We start from the raw sequence: 16,600 nt of genomic DNA, 5'->3' as shown, positions 1-16,600 counted from the left end.
CGCGCTATTCCCGCCCGCGGCGCAGGACGATGTACAAGGCCCCCTGCCCGCCATGCCGCGGATGCGCGCCACGGACGGCGGCGATCGAGTCCGCGTGACGCGACCCTGCAAGCCAGTCCGTCACCGCCGAGCGGATCGCGCCGCGGGCATGCGGGCGCTCGCTCTCGGGTCGTGGTGGCTTGCCCGTCACGAGCAGTAGCACGCGATCTCCGCGCGCGATCGCCCGGCCCAGCCCGACATCGAGCATCGTATGCGCCGACGCCAGCGTGTGCCCATGCAGGTCGATCGAACTGTCGGGGATCACCGCGCCGCGCGTGAGCCGCTTGTCCCAGCCGCCATCGAGCGTGTTCGCGGTAATGGGTCTGGCGGCCGCTCGCGGCGCGACGCCCGGCTTCGCGCCGGGTCGGCTGGCGAACGGCGTGACGACGGTCCGGACGAGCGGCTTGACCCGGCCCATCGGCGCGGGCGGCGGCGGGATGACCTTCCCGTTGGGCCCGATCAGCGGCTTTGGCGGTGGCGGCAACGGCGGCGCGCGCTCGGGGATACGGACCGCGACGGCGCGCATTGGCCGGACGCTCGCCATCACGCGCGCCCAGAGCTGCGCCTCGTCAGGGTTGAGGGGTCGGCCCGCCATCTTGCGCCCCATTCGCTAGACCGTTGAACCGCTGGCCGTTGAGCCGCTGCACGGTACCGATCGGCAGCAACAGGAACGCGGTGCCGCGCCCCGCCATGCCGCCCGCGGTCGACTCCGCCGCCGGGCCCGCACCCCAGAACGTATCGAAGCGGTTGCTGCCCTTGATCGCGCCGCCGGTATCCTGCGCGACCCACATCCCACTCGCATCCTGCCGGTCGAGCGACAGGAAAACGGGTGCGCCGAGCGGCACGAACTTGACGTCGGCTGCAGCACTCACCTGACCCGTCACGGGCAGGCCGAGCGCACCCAGCGGCGCCCCCTCCAACTCGCGGAAGAACACGAAGCTCTTATTCTCGCGCATGATCGCCTGACCGTCGGCGGGATGCGCGTGCAACCAGGCGACGATGCCCTGCATTGAAGTCTGCCCGGGTTGCAGCAATTCGCGCGACTTCATCAGCGCACCGATGCCGGTGTAATCGCGGCCGTTCTGCGTCGCATAGCCGATCCGCAGGATCTCGCCGTCGGGCAGGCGCAACCGCCCCGACCCCTGGATCTGAAGGAAGAACAGCTCGACCGGATCGCGCGCCCAGGCGAGGATCGGCGCGCGCCCGTCGATCGCGCCCTGCTCGATCGCGGTTCGATCATAATAGGGCACCAGATTGCTGCGATCGACGCGACCACGAACCTTCTTGCCCTTCAAGCTGGTCGAGAACGCGCCGAGATCGACATCGATCAGATCGTTCGGCCGGCCGTAGATCGGCGCATAACCGTCCCGCCGCTCAAGCGACCCTGCGATCTCCGGCTCGTAATACCCGGTCGCGAACGCCTTGCCGTCGCCGACCTGCGCCGCCTCGAACCACTGGTTGAAAAAGACGCGCGCACCGCCGCGAGGGACCGAGGCCGCCGCGGTGCATGCGGGCTGCCAATCGGCGCCACGTGTGAGACCGGACGTATCGGTACGCCGCACCAGCGACGGGCAGCTGGTCACGAAGGCGGACAGCGCCGACTGCGCCTGCGTCTCGTCGATCGGGAGGCTCGCGATTGCCGGGCCAGCGACCACGCCTGCAGCGGCCGCGTTGACCGGCGCAGTCGGGGCGATCACCGGAACAGGAAGCATCGGCACCGCGCCGACGATCCGCGCGGGCATCTGGATCCCGCGGATATTGGGCGAAGCGCCCGTATCGCGCGAGGGATGGACGCGCACCGGTTCCCGGGGAGAATCGCTGTCGGCCGTGCTGCCGCGACCGACGGGCGCAGATCCCGAGCGTGGCGGCTCAACGCCACCGACGCACGCGCTGACCAGCAACGAGAGACCCAGGCCCCCGAGCGCGCGCCCTCTGAGCTGCACGATCACGCCTCGTCGGTGTCGGCGAGCTTCCAGTTCGGATCGCTGCTCTTGAGCGTCCGTGCGAAGGTCCAGACGTCGTGCGTCTCGACCGCGTCGGTCAGCGATCCGGCCAGGACAGTGCCCTCGCCATCGCGCGTCACCGCGGCGATGTCCGCGTCGAAGCGTACCGTGATCCGCGCATCGCGGCCCGACACGCTCGCGTCGGCGATCACCGCGCGCTCGATCGAGACGAGACGATTGTCGAGCATTTCGCCCGCCGCGACGCGTGCTGCGATCGCCTCGGCGAAGGCGGCGCGGACGTCGTCCTCGGCGAGATAGCCGAGTTCGTCCTCGTCACCCTTCCAGAACGCCTCAAGCACCATCCGATAGGCGCCTTGCGCGCCCTCGAGGAACTGGTTGACGTCGAACCCGGACTCGGCGGCGACGATCGCGCGCAGGCCAACTTCGGCTCGCGGCTCGATATTGCGGCTGACGACCTCGCGTGGCTCGGGCGTCGCATCGACCGTTCGCGGAACGGCGGCGATCGCGGGACGGTCCTCGGCCGTACGCGGCAAGGGCTGTTCATGCCCTGTCCGCTTGCCGAGCACGCTATACAGTCGCATCGCCAAGAAGCCTGCAACCATCGCGAGAAGAACTACGTAAAACAACCGTGCCTCCGATCTTCGGGCTAACATAGGCCAAAGCTGCGCTTATTCAAACCCGGGCCCGTTGAAACGCCCGGTCGGCACTGCTACTCGCAGCCACCTGACCGATATGAACGCGCAAGCGTGCCGCTTCGGTCCCTATTTCACGCTTCTTCGCAAGGACACGACGAATGGATGATCAGGACAATGGCGTGACCGCCCCCGACCAGATGGGCGACCAGCCGCTCGCGAATGGCGAGGACACGATCCCCGCGGCCGGCCTGATCTCGCAATATGTCAAGGATCTGTCGTTCGAGAACCCGAACGCGCCAGCAGTCTACCAGAACCAGACCCCGCCGGCGATCGACGTGCAGTTCAACATCGGCGCGGCGCAGGTCGGCGACGAGGTGCACGAAGTCGTGCTGAAGATCGACGTCCGCGCCGAGACCGAGGGCCAGGTCGCGTTCATCGTCGACCTGTCGTACGCAGGCCTGTTCGGACTGCGCAACATCCCCGCCGAGCATGTCCAGCCGTTCCTGCTGGGCGAGGCGCCGCGCCTGCTGTTCCCGTTCGCACGCCGCGTGCTGTCGGATGCGGTGCGTGACGGCGGCTTCCCGCCGCTGCTGCTCGAGCCGATCGATTTCGGCCAGCTGTACCTGACCCAGTCGGAGCAGCAGGGCATCCAGCCCAATGTCGGCGATTTCGGCCAGGCCTGATCGACCGGGGGCGGAGCGCACTCTAGATGAACCTGACCAAGGCGCTGGGATCGGTCGGCGGGCTGACGCTCGCCAGCCGTGTCCTGGGGTTGGTACGCGATTCGCTGTTTGCGCGGTTCGTCGGTGCCGGGTTCGCGTCGGACGCGTTCCTGATCGCGTTCCGCCTCCCCAACATGTTCCGCGCCCTCTTCGCCGAGGGCGCGTTTGCCGCCGCGTTCATTCCGATGTTCAATCGGAAGGTGGGCGACAAGAATGGGCGCGGCCTGCCCGACGGCATCGCCTTTGCCGAGGACGCGCTGTCGGTACTGCTGCCGGTGCTGATCGGCATGACGGTGCTGCTCGAAATTGCGGCCTGGCCCGTCACCTGGCTCCTGACCTTCGGGTTCAACGGCGCGAGCGCAGAGCGGTTCGACTATGTCGTCCACCTGTCGCGGATCACCCTGCCCTATCTGCTGCTCATCAGCCTTGTCTCGCTGCTTGGCGGCATCCTCAATTCGCTGCACAAATTCTGGATCAACGCCGCGGCGCCGATCCTGCTGAACGCGACGCTGATCGCCGCGCTGCTGCTGTTCCATGATCACCAGCCGCTGCTGACCGCGCGCAACCAGGCTATCGCGGTCACCGTGTCGGGCGCGCTGCAGCTCGGCTGGTTGATCTGGGCCTGCCGTAAGTCGGGCGTCTCGCTCCGCCTCAAGCGCCCGCAGCTCAACCCCGACGTGAAGAAGCTGATGTCGCTGATCTGGCCCGCCGCCGCCGGCGCGGGTGCGGTGCAGATCAACCTCGTCGTCTCGACCGCGCTCGCGGCCGCACTCTTGCCTGCGGGCTCGGTGTCGTACATTTATTTCGCCGACCGGCTGAACCAGTTGCCGCTCGGGCTGATCGGGATCGGGCTCGGCACCGTCCTGCTCCCGACCATCTCGCGCCAGCTCGGCCGCGGCGAGGAGGCGGAGGCGATGGCGACGCAGAATCGCGGCATGGAGCTCGCGCTGTTCCTGACGCTGCCGGCCACCGTAGCGCTGATCGTCTGCGGCGTGCCGATCGTCGGCGCGCTGTTCCAGCATGGCAAGTTCGCGCTCGACGACAGCGTGCTGACCGCGCAGGCGCTTGCCGCCTTCTCGATCGGGCTGCCGTCGTACATTCTCGTGAAGGTGCTGACGCCGGGCTATTATGCGCGCTCCGACACGAAGACGCCGGTGCGCTATGCGACGATGTCGATGGTCGTGAACCTCGTCCTCAACCTCGCCTTCATCAAGCCGCTGGGCCATATGGGCCCGCCGCTCGCCACTGCGATCGCGAGCACGGTCAACGTCGCGATGCTGTATCGCACGCTCGTCCGCCGCGGGCACTTCACGCCCGACGCGCGGCTGGTCCGGCGGACATGGCGGCTGGTGGTCGCGGCGCTCATCATGGGCGGCGTGATGTATTTCCTCAACGACCTGTTCCAGCCGTTCGTGACGGGTACCAGCGTCGAGCGCTGGGGAGCGATGCTGGTGCTGGTCGCGACCGGCGGCGTCGTCTATGCGATCGCGACATTGCTCACCGGCGCGTTCCGGCTGGGCGACATCTCCACGCTTCTGCGTCGTTCTAGATAGGTTTCACTATGCGCGTCGTCTCCGGCATCAAGCCCACCGGTAATCTCCATCTCGGCAATTACCTGGGGGCGGTGAAGCAGTGGGTGACGCTGCAGGACGACGTCGCGGCGCAGGGCGGGGAGTCGATGTTCTTCATCGCCGACCTGCACGCGCCGACCGAATGGATCGCACCGGCGGAGTTGTCGTCGCACACGATCGAGGTCGCCGCGACGATGATCGCGGCGGGCATCGATCCGGCGAAGTCGATCCTGTTCAACCAGGCGCGCGTGCCCGCGCACAGCGAGATGGCGTGGCTGCTCAACACCGTCGCGCGCGTCGGCTGGCTGAACCGCATGACGCAGTTCAAGGACAAGGCGGGTAAGAACCGCGAGGGCGCGAGCGTCGGGCTGTATGACTACCCGGTGCTGATGGCCGCCGACGTGCTGCTCTACAACGCGACCCACGTACCCGTCGGCGAGGACCAGAAGCAGCATCTCGAACTCGCACGCGACATCGCGACCAAGTTCAACGGCGATTACGGCGTCGACCTGTTCACGCTCCCCGCGCCGCTGATCAGCAAGGCCGCGCCGCGGATTATGTCGTTGCGCGATGCGTCGGCGAAGATGTCGAAGTCGAACCCGTCCGAGCAGTCGGTGGTCAAGCTGATCGACAGCGACGACACGATCGCCGACAAGTTCCGCAAGGCGAAGACCGATCCCGACCTGCTGCCCGCGACCGCCGACGAGCTCGGCGACCGCGCCGAGGCGCGCAACCTGCTGACGATCTATGCCGCGCTGGCGGATACCGACGTGGCGACCGTGCTCGGCGAATATGGCGGCAAGGGCTTCGGCGCGTTCAAGCCCGCGCTGGCCGATCTTGCGGTGGCCAAGCTCGGGCCGATCCGTGACGAGATGGTGCGCCTGCTCGACGATCGCAGCGCGGTGACCGCGGTGTTGCAGGCCGGCGCCGAGAAGGCGCGCGAACTGGCGGCGCCGGTGTTGAAGCAGACGCAGGACGCGATGGGATTGCAGGTCTGAGCTGAGACCGGGCGCGTACCCTAACGCTGACGGGCGGCAGGAATAAGCGCCGCCGCCCCCCCTTCCCGTCATCCTGACGAAAGTCAGGATCCAGGGTCACGATCGTTGCGGTTTGTGGCTCTGGATCCTGACTTTCGTCAGGATGATGGGGAAGACCCTTACCCTTCCAGCTCGCGCATCAGCACGCGCACCGCGGCGTCGATATCGCGGTCCGAATCGCGCAGTTCCTCGATCTTGCGCACCGCATGGATCACGGTCGAATGATCGCGCCCGCCGAACTTGCGCCCGATCTCGGGAAGCGATCGGGTCGTCAGCCGCTTGGCGAGATACATCGCGATCTGGCGTGGCCGCGCGACAGCCCGCGCGCGCCGGGCCGAAATCAGATCGAGCGGCTTTAGCTCGAAATGCGCCGACACCAGCTTCTGGATCTCGTCGATCGTCACGCGCTTCTGCGCCCCGCGCAAAACCTCGCCGAGCGTGGCGACCGCGAAGTCGAGATCGATCGTGTCCCCGGTCAGCTGCGCATAGGCGACGACTCGGTTGAGCGCGCCTTCGAGCTCGCGGATGTTCGCATGGATGCGGCTGGCGAGCAGGTCGAGCACGTCGGTCGGCACGCGCATGTCGGGCAGGTCGACCAGTTTCCGGTCGAGGATGGTCCGACGCAGCACGAGGTCGGGCGCCTTGATGTCCGCGACCAGCCCCACCGACATGCGGCTGACGATCCGCGCCTCGACGCCTTCGAGCGCCTGTGGGCAGCGATCGGCGGAGATCACCAGCCGCTTGCCTGCCGCCATGATCTCGTTGACCGTGTGGAAGAATTCTTCCTGCGTCGCATCCTTGCCGGCGATGAACTGGAGATCGTCGATCAGCAGCAGGTCGGCGCCGCGCAACCGCTGCTTGAACGCATGCGTGTCGCGCGCGCGCATCGACGCGACGAAGTCATACATGAAGCGCTCGGCGGACATGCACAGCACGATCGCGTGCGGATTATGCTCGAGGAACGCATGGCCGATCGCGTGCATGAGGTGGGTCTTGCCCTGCCCCGTGCCGCTGTGGAGGAATAGCGGGCTGAACCGGACGGGGCCCGGCTCGGCGAGCACCTTGGCCGCGTTGAACGCGACCTTGTTCGACGGATCGACGACGAATCGCGCAAAGGTGTAGCGCGGGTCGAGCGGCGGGCGCTCGGCAGGCGCGGCCATCACCACCGGTGCGGCGACGGGCACCGCCGGCGCGGGCTTGAGCGAGGGATCGACCCCGAACTTCATCACGACCTGGATGGGTTCGGCGACCGGCTCGGATGGCTTGGGCTTGAGGAGCTCGGGTTCGACGACCGGCGCCGCGACGGGCGCAGGCTCGATCGCCAGCACGACCGGCGCGCGCGCGGCAGCGCGTGTCTCGATCTGCACGGTACGCACGTTGGGCAGGATCTGCTTGAACTCGAGCACGAGTCGATCGGCGTAATGGTTGCGGACCCAGTTCGTCATGAACGCCGAAGGCAGCGCCAGGCGGATCGTGTCGCGATCCTCGCCCGGGATCAGCTCGATCGGCTTTAGCCACTGCTCAAACAAGCGTGCCCCCGCCGACTCCCGCAGGGACGTACGCACACGAGCCCAGGCCTTTTCGGCCTCGGTCGCGTGGGTCATCGTTCCTTGCCACTTCGTCACGCGCACACTTCTCCGACCCCGCGCGACACGCGCGCAGGTGATATAGTCCCGACAGAAAATGGTGCCCCGACGACCCAAAGGGTCACCCGGCATCTTCGCCCCGATTGTTGCTGCAGCGGTGGAAACCACCGTCGCTGTGGGATCCGTTATGAAGCGATCGGCGATCCGAGCAAGGCCCCGACGCGTCACATTTTCGAAATAAAGCGGGTTGACTTGATCAAGCCGCGGAAATGCGTCGATATTTTTATAAGTGGCTGTCTTTACGCATTTTTTGCGAATTTAGACTTGCCATGACGTAATCGTGCACCACTCGAATCGTGGGGAATCCTCGGGTTCTGCGAACTTATCCTATGTTCTGTTCGCAGACGCAAAAAACCCGCCGGAGAGACCCCGGCGGGTGATCCACGCAGCAATGACGGATCGCTTAGGCGAGCCCGGTCACGGCCTTGGTCAGACGCGCGAACTTGCGGCTCGCGGTGTTCTTGTGCAGCACGCCCTTGGCGACGCCGCGCTGGAGCTCAGGCTGTGCCGCGGCCAGTGCGGTGGTCGCTGCGCCCTTGTCGCCCGAAGCAAGTGCTGCTTCGACCTTCTTGATGAAGGTACGGATACGGCCGACGCGGTTGCCGTTCACTTCCGCGCGACGGTCGTTGCGACGGATACGCTTTTTCGCCTGCGGCGTGTTCGCCATGAAGCCCTCTGGATGTTCGAATGAATAAAAAGGGGCGCCGGATTGCTCCTACGCCCTCTCGAAGCCGCGGCCCTAGCCACTTTGCGTCAGATCGTCAACCGCGTTGGCACGTTGGACACCAGAAGGTCGACCGTCCGCCCTCGGTCCGCCGCCTGACGATCGCGCCGCATTCGCACGGTTCGCCCTCGCGACCATAGACTCGCCACTGCTTGGAGAAATAGCCGAGTTCGCCGTCGGGCCTGACATAATCGCGCAGCGACGAGCCGCCCGCCAGGATCGCCGCGGTCAGCACGGTGCGAATCGCCTCGACCAGCCGCTCGAGTCGGACCACCGAGATTCGCCCCGCCGCCCGGGTCGGCGCGATCCTCGCCATGTGGAGCGCTTCGCACACATAGATATTGCCAAGCCCTGCGACGATTCGCTGATCGAGCAGCATCGCCTTGATCGACGCGCCGCGTCCTTCGAGCGCTGCCAGCAGATATGCCGCGGTCAGATCGGCGCCGAGCGGCTCGGGTCCCATGCTGAGGAAAGGAGGGTAATTGGCGATATCGTCGGTCGCCCAGAGATCGAGAAAGCCGAATCGCCGTGGATCGTTGAGCGCGACGACTCGCCCCGCCTCGGTGCCGATCAGCAGGTGATCATGCGCGAGGAGCTCGCTCGGATCGACTCGCCAGCGCCCCGACATGCCAAGATGGAACACAAGGGTATCTCCGCGATCGGTGTCGATCAGCCCGTATTTTGCGCGGCGACCGAGCGCAGTGACGGTCGCCCCCGTCATCCGCTGGCGCAGGTCGACGGGGATCGCCTTGCGCAGGTCGGCGCGGCGCGGCTCGACCGAGGTCAGGCGCTGGCCCTTCAGCACGGGCTCCAGCCCGCGCACGGTGGTTTCGACTTCTGGTAACTCTGGCACGCTTTGCAGCTAGGTTGCGTTTGCTCGCGCCACAAGGCGCGGCTAGAGCGCAGGCTATGAACGATATTGTGCCCGCGCCCCAAACCGTCTCCTTCGGCTATGAGGATATCCCCGCCACCGAGAAGACCGCCCGCGTCGGCGGCGTTTTCTCGAACGTTGCGGGCAAATATGATCTGATGAACGATGCGATGTCGGGGGGCATGCACCGGCTGTGGAAGGATCGGTTCGTGCGCCGCGTGAAACCGCGCGAGGGCGAGCAGATTCTCGACATGGCAGGCGGCACGGGCGACATCGCGTTCCGCATGGAGCCATCGGGCGCGTCGATCACGGTCGCCGACATCAACCCACAGATGCTCGAAGTCGGTATGGAGCGTGCGCAGAAGCGCGGTCTCGACGGCCTGGTGTGGACCGAAGCCAATGCCGAGACGCTGAACTTCCCCGACCGGTTCTTCGATGCGTACACGATCGCGTTCGGGATCCGGAACGTGACCGACATCCCCAAGGCGCTGCGTGAGGCGCACCGCGTCCTGCGGCGTGGCGGGCGGTTCTACTGCCTCGAATTCTCGACGACGGTGTGGCCCGGTTTCGCCGAGGTGTACGACGCCTATTCGCACAAGATGGTCCCGAAGCTCGGCCAGCTGCTCGCGCAGGATGCGGACAGCTATCGCTATCTGATCGAGTCGATCCGCCGGTTCCCGGACATGCCCAAGTTCAAGGGCATGATCGCGGATGCGGGCTTCGTGCAGACCAAGGTCGAGCCTTTGCTGGGCGGACTGGTTGCGATCCACTCGGGTTGGAAGATTTAGTGACCACGCGAAGGCGCGAAGACGCGAAGAGGGGTTCACGCGGAGACGCGGAGACGCGGAGAGTAAGCGCCGCTCCCGCGCGACAGCGCATCGCTCCCTCATCGCCGGTGATGAAAAGCCGCAGCCGCGGCGGGGCGCACCCCCTCCGCGCCTCCGCGCCTCCGCGCGAACCCATTCTCACTTCTCTTCGCGCCTTCGCGCCTTCGCGTGAATCGATCTCTCTTTCGAACACGCACCAACTGTGACCGCCTCGACCACCCACGTCTGGCGTCTTCTCAAATGGGGCCGCATCCTAGCCCGCCACGGCGCGCTGCGCGGGATCGAGCGCGATCCCAACACGCCGGCGCCCGTCCGTCGGCTCGCGCGGATCGCCCGGTTCGGCGCGCGCGTGCCCGCCGTGCCGCGCTATGCCGATGCGTTTCAGGCGATCGGCCCCGCCGCGATCAAGCTCGGCCAGACGCTCGCCACCCGCCCCGATCTCGTCGGCGAGGCAGCGGCGCAGGACCTGCTCAGGTTGCAGGACCAGCTCTCCCCCGTCCCCTACGCGACGATCGAGGCGGCGATGCTGGCGAGCTTCGGCAAGCCGCTGGAAACGCTGTTCTCGCGCATCGAGCAGGTCCCGGTCGGCGCGGCGTCGATCGCGCAGGTCCACCGCGCGGTCACGACCGACGGACGCCAGGTTGCGGTCAAGGTCCTCCGCCCCGGCGTCGAGGATGATTTCGCGCGCGCGATCGACACCTATAGCTGGGCGGCGGCACAGCTCGAGGCGCTCAGCCCCGAGGCGATGCGTCTTCGCCCGCGCCTCACGATCGAGACGTTCAAGCGCTGGACGCTGCGCGAACTCAACTTCCGCCGCGAAGCCGCCTCCGCGTCCGAGCTCGCCGAGGGCATGACCGCCGAGCCCGATTTCGTCATCCCCGCGATCGACTGGGCGCGCTCGACCGCCAAGGTCATGACGATCGAGTGGATCGACGGCATCAAGCTGTCGAACCGGCCGGCGCTCGTCGAGGCCGGCTACGACCTGCCGGGTCTTGCGCAGACGCTGGTTCGCGCATTCCTGCGCCAGGCGATCGCCGACGGCTTCTTCCACGCCGACATGCACCAGGGAAACCTGTTCGCGCTCCCCGGCAACCGCATCGCGGCGATCGATTTCGGCATCATGGGCCGGATCGACCGGCGCGCGCGCGTATGGCTCGCCGAGATCCTCTACGGCCTGATCACCGGCAATTACAAACGCGTCGCCGAGATCCATTTCGAGGCGGGCTATGTCCCCGCGCATCACGACGTCGCCGAATTCGCCACCGCGCTCCGTGCGGTCGGCGAGCCGATGCGCGGGCTGCCGGTCAAGGACATGTCGATCGGCATGATGCTCGACAGCCTGTTCTCGATCACGCGCGATTTCGACATGGTGACTCAGCCGCATCTGCTGCTGCTCCAGAAGACGATGGTGATGGTCGAGGGCGTGGCGACCAGCCTCGACCCCGACATCAACCTGTGGGAAGCCGCCGAGCCGTTCGTGCGCGACTGGATCCGCGGCGAACTCGGTCCCGAGGCGATGATCGCCGACCGGCTGATCGCCGATTTCCAGACGCTGACCCGGCTTCCCGAACTGGTCCGCCGGATCGAGGCACATTACCCCGCCCCCGGTGGCGCGCCGCCGACGATGCCGCTGCGCGAGATCGAAGTGATCCGGATCGGCGGCGGCTGGCGCTACGGTCTCGTCGCGGTCCTCGCCGGGGTGGCGGGCGTCGTGGCGACGCTGCTCTTCAATTGACGCCATGAGAACACGTCGGGCTGCTCCGATATGGCTGCTCAGCCCGAGCCGGTTCGCAGGAATGCCACGCACGCAGGCGAGGATCGGCCTTGGTCTGTTCGTGCTTCTGCTCGCCGCCTGCCTGACCGCGCTCGGATCGCCGGGGCCACGGCCCAGTGCAGGGTCGGGCTCAGCCCCCAATGTCGCTACAGTCGACGGCCCACCGCCGGGACAAACCGACCTGCTCCTGTACCAGACGATCGTATCCGGGGTCGGTAGCGGCGCAAACTATTACACCGTCGCCGCCGAGTCGCAGCGGATGGGCCATTATCCGCTGAAGCCCTTCTTCGCCGTCCGCCTGCCGACACTGGCGGTGATTCAGGCCGCGTTGCCGCAGACGATCGTGAACCTGCTGCTCCTGCTCTTGTGCGTCGCCACGATCCTCGCCTGGGTGACGCGGCTCCGCCCCGAGACGACCGGATTGGTCGCACTCGGTATCGCTGGCCTGCTGGTGGTTGGCGGGCTCTACGTGAACCTCGATCCCGATTTCGTGGTGTTCCACGAAGTCTGGGCCGGGCCACTCATCGCGCTGTCGCTCGCGTTGCGCCGTCCGGGTCATTGGCTGTCCGCGGTCGCGTTCGGATTGTCGGCGATGCTGATCCGCGAAACCGCTTTGTTGTACGTGGCGATCATGGCGGTCTTTGCCTGGAAGGATGGCGCGCGCCGCGAGGCGCTCGCCTGGCTGGGCGCGATCGTGATCTTCGCGGGAGTGCTGGCGCTTCACGCTTATGCCGTCGCGCTGGTCACCGGCCCGCTCGACCGCGTGTCGGCGGGCTGGAGCGGGCGCGAGGGCTTCGGCTTCTACGTGACGCTCGCGACGATCTCGTCCGGTCTCGACCTCCTGCCGCAGTGGCTCGCGTCGCTTGTGCTGGGAACGTCGCTGTTCGGCTGGCTTGCGTGGCGCGATGCCACGGCGACCCGCGCGCTCGCGATGTTCGCCGGCTATGCCGCGCTGATCGCGCTGCTCGCGCGCAGCGACAATTTCTATTGGGCGCTGATGACGACGCCGGTGCTGTTGGTCGGGATCGTGTTCGCGGTCGACGGCCTGCGCGACATGATCGCGGCCGCGCGCGATACGCGGCGCATTACGGTGACGCGCGTAATCCGCTAGACGCATCCCATGACGCGTATCCTCCTCATCGTCGGCGGCGGCATTGCCGCGTACAAGGCGGCCGAACTCATCCGCCTGCTCAAGACCCGCGGCCACGCCGTGCGCTGCGTGATGACCGAGTCCGCGCACCATTTCGTCACCCCCATGACGCTTGCCGCGCTTAGCGAGGACAAGGTCTACACGACGCTATGGGATCTCAAGGACGAGGCCGAGATGGGGCATATCCAGCTCAGCCGGCAGGCCGACCTGATCGTCGTCGCACCTGCAACCGCGGACCTGATGGCGCGCATGGTCGCCGGGCTCGCGAACGACCTGGCGACGACGCTGCTGCTCGCGACCGACAAGCCCGTGCTCGTCGCGCCGGCGATGAACGTGCGGATGTGGAGCCATGCCGCAACGGTCCGCAACGTCGCCCAGCTGCGCGCCGACGGCGTGACGGTGATGCAGCCCGACGAGGGGATGATGGCCTGCGGCGAATACGGCCCCGGTCGCCTGCCCGAGCCGCCCGCGATCGTCGCGGCGATCGATGCGATGCTCGCCCCTACCCCGCCGAAACGGCTGGCGGGCCGCCACGTCCTCGTCACCGCAGGCCCGACGCACGAGCCGATCGACCCGGTTCGCTACATCGCCAACCGCTCGTCGGGCAAACAGGGCTTCGCGATCGCCGCAGCGCTGGCACGGCTCGGCGCACGTGTGACGCTGGTCGCGGGCCCCGTGACTCTGCCCACCCCGCCCGCGGTCGACCGGATCGACGTGGAGACCGCGCGCGAGATGGCCGCCGCGGTGGACCATGCGCTGCCCGCGGATGCCGCGGTCATGGTGGCGGCGGTTGCGGACTGGCACGTCGAATCGGTGCCGCAGAAGATCAAGAAGGGCGAGGCGACGCCCACACTGATGCTCGCGGAAAACCCCGATATTCTCGCCACATTGGCGCGCAGCCCGCACCGTCCGCGCCTGCTGATCGGCTTCGCCGCCGAGACCGAGCGCGTCATCGAACATGCCGTCGCCAAGCGCGTCCGCAAGACCGCCGACTGGATCGTCGCCAACGACGTGTCGGGCGACGTGATGGGCGGCGCGGACAACAGCGTCCACCTTATCACCGAAGCAGGCGTCGAAAGCTGGGAGCGGCTGCCCAAGGATGCGGTCGCCACCCGACTGGCGGAGCGCATCGCCGATGCGCTAGAAGCCGCGCCATGATTCATATCGAACTCAAACGCCTGCCGCATGGCGAAGGCCTGCCTTTGCCTGCCTATGCCACCGAGGGCGCTGCGGGCATGGACGTCGTTTCCGCCGAAGCACTGACGCTTGCCGCCGGCGCGCGCGCCGCGGTCGCGACCGGCTTTGCGATCGCGATTCCCGCCGGCCACGAAGTCCAGGTCCGCCCTCGCTCCGGCCTCGCGCTCAAGCACGGCGTCACCTGCCTCAACACCCCCGGCACGATCGACAGCGACTATCGCGGCGAAGTGAAGGTGATCCTCGCCAATCTCGGCGACGCGCCGTTCGCGATCGCGCGCGGCGACCGTATCGCGCAGCTCGTCCCCGCAATCGTGCTGCGCGCGTCGGTCGGTGAAGTCGACGCGCTCGAGGACACGGTCCGCGGCGCGGGTGGCTTCGGATCGACCGGCCGATGATCGCCACGCTGCTCGCCTTGCTCCAGGTTGTCGCGACGCCCACCCAGACGACACCTCCCATCCCTTCGCCGCCGACGGTCCCGAGCCTTCCGCCCTCTGGCGGCCCGTCGACCGGCGTCCCGCTGGCCCCGCAGGACTGGAGCGGGCTTCCCGTCCTGCGCATGCGCCGGTCCGCGACGACGCAGGCGAACACGTCGACCTATGTCCATGGCGAGGTGCTTGCCGGACGATGCGACAAGGCGGTCCGGACCGATAGCGGCTGGACGCTGACGCTGGATCTGGCGGTGCTCGCGACGCCGCAAGGCAGGCTGCGCCGGGTCACGCCGCGCGCGATCGATTGCCCGACGGTGGAGCAATATGCCGCCGGCGTGCTTGTCGGGACGCCGCGCGATTCGCTCGACCTCGGCGATCCGCAGGGCGACACCTGGTACCGCACCAGCATGACCTTCGCGTGGACGGGCAATTGACCGGCATGACGCTGTCCGACGACGAGCTGACCCGGTACGCCCGCCATATCGTCCTGAAAGAATTCGGCGGCACCGGGCAGACCCAGCTCAAGGCCGCGACGGTCGCGGTGGTCGGTGCGGGCGGCATTGGCTCCCCCGCGATCCAGTATCTCGCGGCCGCGGGTATCGGTCGGCTGATCCTGATCGACGACGACACCGTCGAGCCTTCGAACCTTCAGCGCCAGACGATCTTCACGACCGCCGATACCGGCGCGGCCAAGGTTTCGGCGGCGGCCGATGCCGCGCGGCGGATCAATCCGCACGTGGCGGTCACGACTCACCGCGTTCGGATCGACCCCGCCAATGCCGCTGCACTGTTGGCGGGCGCCGACGTAGTGCTCGACGGCTGCGACAATTTCGCAACCCGGTTCTGCGTGGCGGACGCGGCGCATGCGCTGCACATCCCGCTGGTGTCCGCCGCGGTCGGCCAGTTCGAAGGGCAGCTCGCCACCTATCGCGGGTGGGAAGCCGACAAGCCGTGCTACCGCTGTTTCGTCGGTGATGATCCCGAGCGCGCGGAGACGAGCTGTGCCGAGGACGGTGTGCTCGGCCCGGTCACGGGCGTGCTCGGCAGCCTCGCCGCGCTCGAAGTGCTGCGCGCGATCGCGCGGTTCGGCGACGATCAGGCGGGGAAGCTGCTACTGATCGATCTGCTCGCGCTGCGGTTCCGGACGATCCGGCTGCCCAAGGATCCGGGTTGCCGGGGTTGCGGATCGGGGTCCGCCCGGCCGGCCGACTAAGCCCCGCACAGCCTTGACTCCCCCGTCAGTTCCGCTAAGGCGCGGCTTCGTTCGGCGGGCTCGCTCGTCGAACTCCGTCCGAGACAGTGGGTGCGTCGGGTTTGCCGGTGCTTAATCTCCCACCTAGACGGGGAATGAGATTTTGTCGGCCCATCTGCGTGCCGCCCCTCTCCCATGCCCCATCGACGAGACACCCGGAGACGCGGGCTTGTCTGCGCCTCCGGTTAGTAACCGGGTCCACCATGCAAATGGTGAACCTGAAAACGTGGAGAATGGCATGGATCGTGATCAAAAGACCGCGGCCGTAGCCGAGCTGAACCGCACCTTCTCCGAGGTCGGCGTCGTCGTTGTGACGCGCAACCTCGGCCTGACCGTCGCACAGTCCACTGTGCTGCGGAACAAGATGCGCGACGCCGGCGCGACCTACAAGGTCTCGAAGAACAAGCTTGCCAAGATCGCCATGGACGGCACCGACTACAGCTCGCTGGGCGACATGCTCACGGGTCCGGTCGGTCTGGCCAGCTCTATCGATCCCGTCGCGGCCGCCAAGGTGGTCGTGGAATTCGCGAAGACGAACGACAAGTTCGAAATCGTGGGTGGGGCGATGGGCGCGACGACCCTCGACGTCGACGGTGTGAAGGCGCTCGCAACGCTGCCCTCGCTGGACGAACTGCGTGCCAAGATCGTTGGCCTCATCGTGGCACCTGCCACGAAGCTGGCAACGATCACGCAGGCTCCGGCAGCGCAGCTCGCGCGCGTGCTTTCCGCCTACGCGGAGAAGGAAGCCGCCTGATCTTGCAGG

At 67.3% G+C, this 16,600-nt stretch carries 17 protein-coding genes; 11 read left to right on the top strand and 6 right to left on the bottom strand.

The annotated features are described in order from the left end of the window. Positions 1 to 4 precede the first annotated feature (4 nt). From C8J26_RS06855 to C8J26_RS06845, 3 genes are all read right to left on the bottom strand, one after another. Entirely contained in the window at positions 5 to 634 is a 630-nt protein-coding gene (locus tag C8J26_RS06855; RefSeq protein WP_107957591.1) for a Smr/MutS family protein, read from the bottom strand. Continuing rightward, positions 609 to 1,781, bottom strand: coding sequence for a murein transglycosylase A (gene mltA, locus C8J26_RS06850; RefSeq protein WP_208631355.1), 1,173 nt, complete (start codon positions 1,779 to 1,781; stop codon positions 609 to 611). The genes C8J26_RS06855 and mltA overlap by 26 nt, the downstream gene beginning before the upstream one ends. A 203-nt stretch (positions 1,782 to 1,984) precedes the next feature. Then, complete coding sequence (locus C8J26_RS06845) at positions 1,985 to 2,584, bottom strand: Tim44/TimA family putative adaptor protein (RefSeq protein ID WP_425275400.1); 600 nt, start codon at positions 2,582 to 2,584, stop codon at positions 1,985 to 1,987. Positions 2,585 to 2,796: 212 nt separating this feature from the next. On the opposite strand from C8J26_RS06845, the gene secB reads away from it, so the two are divergent. Genes secB through trpS form a run of 3 tightly spaced genes read left to right on the top strand, consistent with a single transcriptional unit; the run spans position 2,797 to position 5,929 of the window. Next, on the top strand, positions 2,797 to 3,321 hold the full coding sequence (gene secB, locus C8J26_RS06840) for a protein-export chaperone SecB (RefSeq protein WP_107957269.1): 525 nt from the start codon (positions 2,797 to 2,799) through the stop codon (positions 3,319 to 3,321). Positions 3,322 to 3,347: 26 nt separating this feature from the next. Next, positions 3,348 to 4,913 carry a murein biosynthesis integral membrane protein MurJ gene (murJ, locus tag C8J26_RS06835; RefSeq protein ID WP_107957268.1) on the top strand — a complete coding sequence of 522 codons (1,566 nt, stop codon included), beginning with the start codon at positions 3,348 to 3,350 and terminating at the stop codon, positions 4,911 to 4,913. A gap of 8 nt (positions 4,914 to 4,921) precedes the next feature. Next, positions 4,922 to 5,929, top strand: coding sequence for a tryptophan--tRNA ligase (gene trpS, locus C8J26_RS06830; protein ID WP_107957267.1), 1,008 nt, complete (start codon positions 4,922 to 4,924; stop codon positions 5,927 to 5,929). Between the two features lie 158 nt (positions 5,930 to 6,087). Here the strand turns inward: trpS and dnaA are convergent, their stop codons facing one another. From dnaA to mutM, 3 genes are all read right to left on the bottom strand, one after another. After that, positions 6,088 to 7,572, bottom strand: a complete 1,485-nt coding sequence (gene dnaA, locus C8J26_RS06825) for a chromosomal replication initiator protein DnaA (RefSeq protein ID WP_107957589.1) — start codon at positions 7,570 to 7,572, stop codon at positions 6,088 to 6,090. Between the two features lie 445 nt (positions 7,573 to 8,017). After that, entirely contained in the window at positions 8,018 to 8,281 is a 264-nt protein-coding gene (gene rpsT, locus C8J26_RS06820; protein ID WP_031394736.1) for a 30S ribosomal protein S20, read from the bottom strand. A 94-nt stretch (positions 8,282 to 8,375) separates the two neighbouring features. Next, complete coding sequence (gene mutM, locus C8J26_RS06815) at positions 8,376 to 9,191, bottom strand: bifunctional DNA-formamidopyrimidine glycosylase/DNA-(apurinic or apyrimidinic site) lyase (RefSeq protein ID WP_107957266.1); 816 nt, start codon at positions 9,189 to 9,191, stop codon at positions 8,376 to 8,378. Between the two features lie 56 nt (positions 9,192 to 9,247). On the opposite strand from mutM, the gene C8J26_RS06810 reads away from it, so the two are divergent. The 8 genes from C8J26_RS06810 (at position 9,248) to rplJ (ending at position 16,591) form a co-directional block, all read left to right on the top strand. Then, positions 9,248 to 9,997: a class I SAM-dependent methyltransferase gene (locus tag C8J26_RS06810; protein WP_056419881.1), complete on the top strand. Its 750-nt coding sequence runs from the start codon at positions 9,248 to 9,250 to the stop codon at positions 9,995 to 9,997. A 241-nt stretch (positions 9,998 to 10,238) separates the two neighbouring features. Next, positions 10,239 to 11,771: a 2-polyprenylphenol 6-hydroxylase gene (gene ubiB, locus C8J26_RS06805; RefSeq protein WP_107957265.1), complete on the top strand. Its 1,533-nt coding sequence runs from the start codon at positions 10,239 to 10,241 to the stop codon at positions 11,769 to 11,771. 61 nt (positions 11,772 to 11,832) lie between these two features. Beyond that, positions 11,833 to 12,921 carry a DUF2079 domain-containing protein gene (locus C8J26_RS06800; RefSeq protein ID WP_244185200.1) on the top strand — a complete coding sequence of 363 codons (1,089 nt, stop codon included), beginning with the start codon at positions 11,833 to 11,835 and terminating at the stop codon, positions 12,919 to 12,921. 9 nt (positions 12,922 to 12,930) lie between these two features. Next, positions 12,931 to 14,118, top strand: a complete 1,188-nt coding sequence (gene coaBC, locus C8J26_RS06795) for a bifunctional phosphopantothenoylcysteine decarboxylase/phosphopantothenate--cysteine ligase CoaBC (protein ID WP_107957263.1) — start codon at positions 12,931 to 12,933, stop codon at positions 14,116 to 14,118. Beyond that, positions 14,115 to 14,552 (top strand): dUTP diphosphatase, encoded by a 438-nt coding sequence (gene dut, locus C8J26_RS06790; protein ID WP_107957262.1) that lies wholly within the window; start codon positions 14,115 to 14,117, stop codon positions 14,550 to 14,552. The genes coaBC and dut overlap by 4 nt, the downstream gene beginning before the upstream one ends. Beyond that, the gene (locus tag C8J26_RS06785; RefSeq protein ID WP_056419895.1) at positions 14,549 to 15,019 is read left to right on the top strand and encodes a hypothetical protein; all 471 of its coding nucleotides are present in this window, start codon (positions 14,549 to 14,551) and stop codon (positions 15,017 to 15,019) included. The genes dut and C8J26_RS06785 overlap by 4 nt, the downstream gene beginning before the upstream one ends. A 5-nt stretch (positions 15,020 to 15,024) precedes the next feature. Next, positions 15,025 to 15,798 (top strand): HesA/MoeB/ThiF family protein, encoded by a 774-nt coding sequence (locus C8J26_RS06780; protein ID WP_107957261.1) that lies wholly within the window; start codon positions 15,025 to 15,027, stop codon positions 15,796 to 15,798. Positions 15,799 to 16,075: 277 nt separating this feature from the next. After that, on the top strand, positions 16,076 to 16,591 hold the full coding sequence (rplJ, locus tag C8J26_RS06775) for a 50S ribosomal protein L10 (RefSeq protein WP_055879768.1): 516 nt from the start codon (positions 16,076 to 16,078) through the stop codon (positions 16,589 to 16,591). The last annotated feature ends 9 nt before the right edge of the window (positions 16,592 to 16,600 follow it).

Origin of the sequence: Sphingomonas aurantiaca, from assembly GCF_003050705.1 — a bacterium.
GTDB lineage: Bacteria > Pseudomonadota > Alphaproteobacteria > Sphingomonadales > Sphingomonadaceae > Sphingomonas > Sphingomonas aurantiaca.
Note: the sequence above shows the minus strand (reverse complement) of the source record. Positions and strands in the feature narration are given on the sequence as shown.

Excerpts from the sequence above, each read along its gene's own strand:
- C8J26_RS06780 (WP_107957261.1), top strand. The coding sequence starts at position 15,025 with ATGACGCTGTCCGACGACGAGCTGACCCGGTACGCCCGCCATATCGTC.
- C8J26_RS06810 (WP_056419881.1), top strand. The coding sequence starts at position 9,248 with ATGAACGATATTGTGCCCGCGCCCCAAACCGTCTCCTTCGGCTATGAG.
- trpS (WP_107957267.1), top strand. The coding sequence starts at position 4,922 with ATGCGCGTCGTCTCCGGCATCAAGCCCACCGGTAATCTCCATCTCGGC.
- dut (WP_107957262.1), top strand. The coding sequence starts at position 14,115 with ATGATTCATATCGAACTCAAACGCCTGCCGCATGGCGAAGGCCTGCCT.
- C8J26_RS06785 (WP_056419895.1), top strand. The coding sequence starts at position 14,549 with ATGATCGCCACGCTGCTCGCCTTGCTCCAGGTTGTCGCGACGCCCACC.
- C8J26_RS06845 (WP_425275400.1), bottom strand. The coding sequence starts at position 2,584 with ATGCGACTGTATAGCGTGCTCGGCAAGCGGACAGGGCATGAACAGCCC.
- secB (WP_107957269.1), top strand. The coding sequence starts at position 2,797 with ATGGATGATCAGGACAATGGCGTGACCGCCCCCGACCAGATGGGCGAC.
- coaBC (WP_107957263.1), top strand. The coding sequence starts at position 12,931 with ATGACGCGTATCCTCCTCATCGTCGGCGGCGGCATTGCCGCGTACAAG.
- dnaA (WP_107957589.1), bottom strand. The coding sequence starts at position 7,572 with ATGACCCACGCGACCGAGGCCGAAAAGGCCTGGGCTCGTGTGCGTACG.
- rpsT (WP_031394736.1), bottom strand. The coding sequence starts at position 8,281 with ATGGCGAACACGCCGCAGGCGAAAAAGCGTATCCGTCGCAACGACCGT.
- C8J26_RS06800 (WP_244185200.1), top strand. The coding sequence starts at position 11,833 with ATGCCACGCACGCAGGCGAGGATCGGCCTTGGTCTGTTCGTGCTTCTG.
- mltA (WP_208631355.1), bottom strand. The coding sequence starts at position 1,781 with ATGCCCGCGCGGATCGTCGGCGCGGTGCCGATGCTTCCTGTTCCGGTG.
- rplJ (WP_055879768.1), top strand. The coding sequence starts at position 16,076 with ATGGATCGTGATCAAAAGACCGCGGCCGTAGCCGAGCTGAACCGCACC.
- C8J26_RS06855 (WP_107957591.1), bottom strand. The coding sequence starts at position 634 with ATGGCGGGCCGACCCCTCAACCCTGACGAGGCGCAGCTCTGGGCGCGC.
- murJ (WP_107957268.1), top strand. The coding sequence starts at position 3,348 with ATGAACCTGACCAAGGCGCTGGGATCGGTCGGCGGGCTGACGCTCGCC.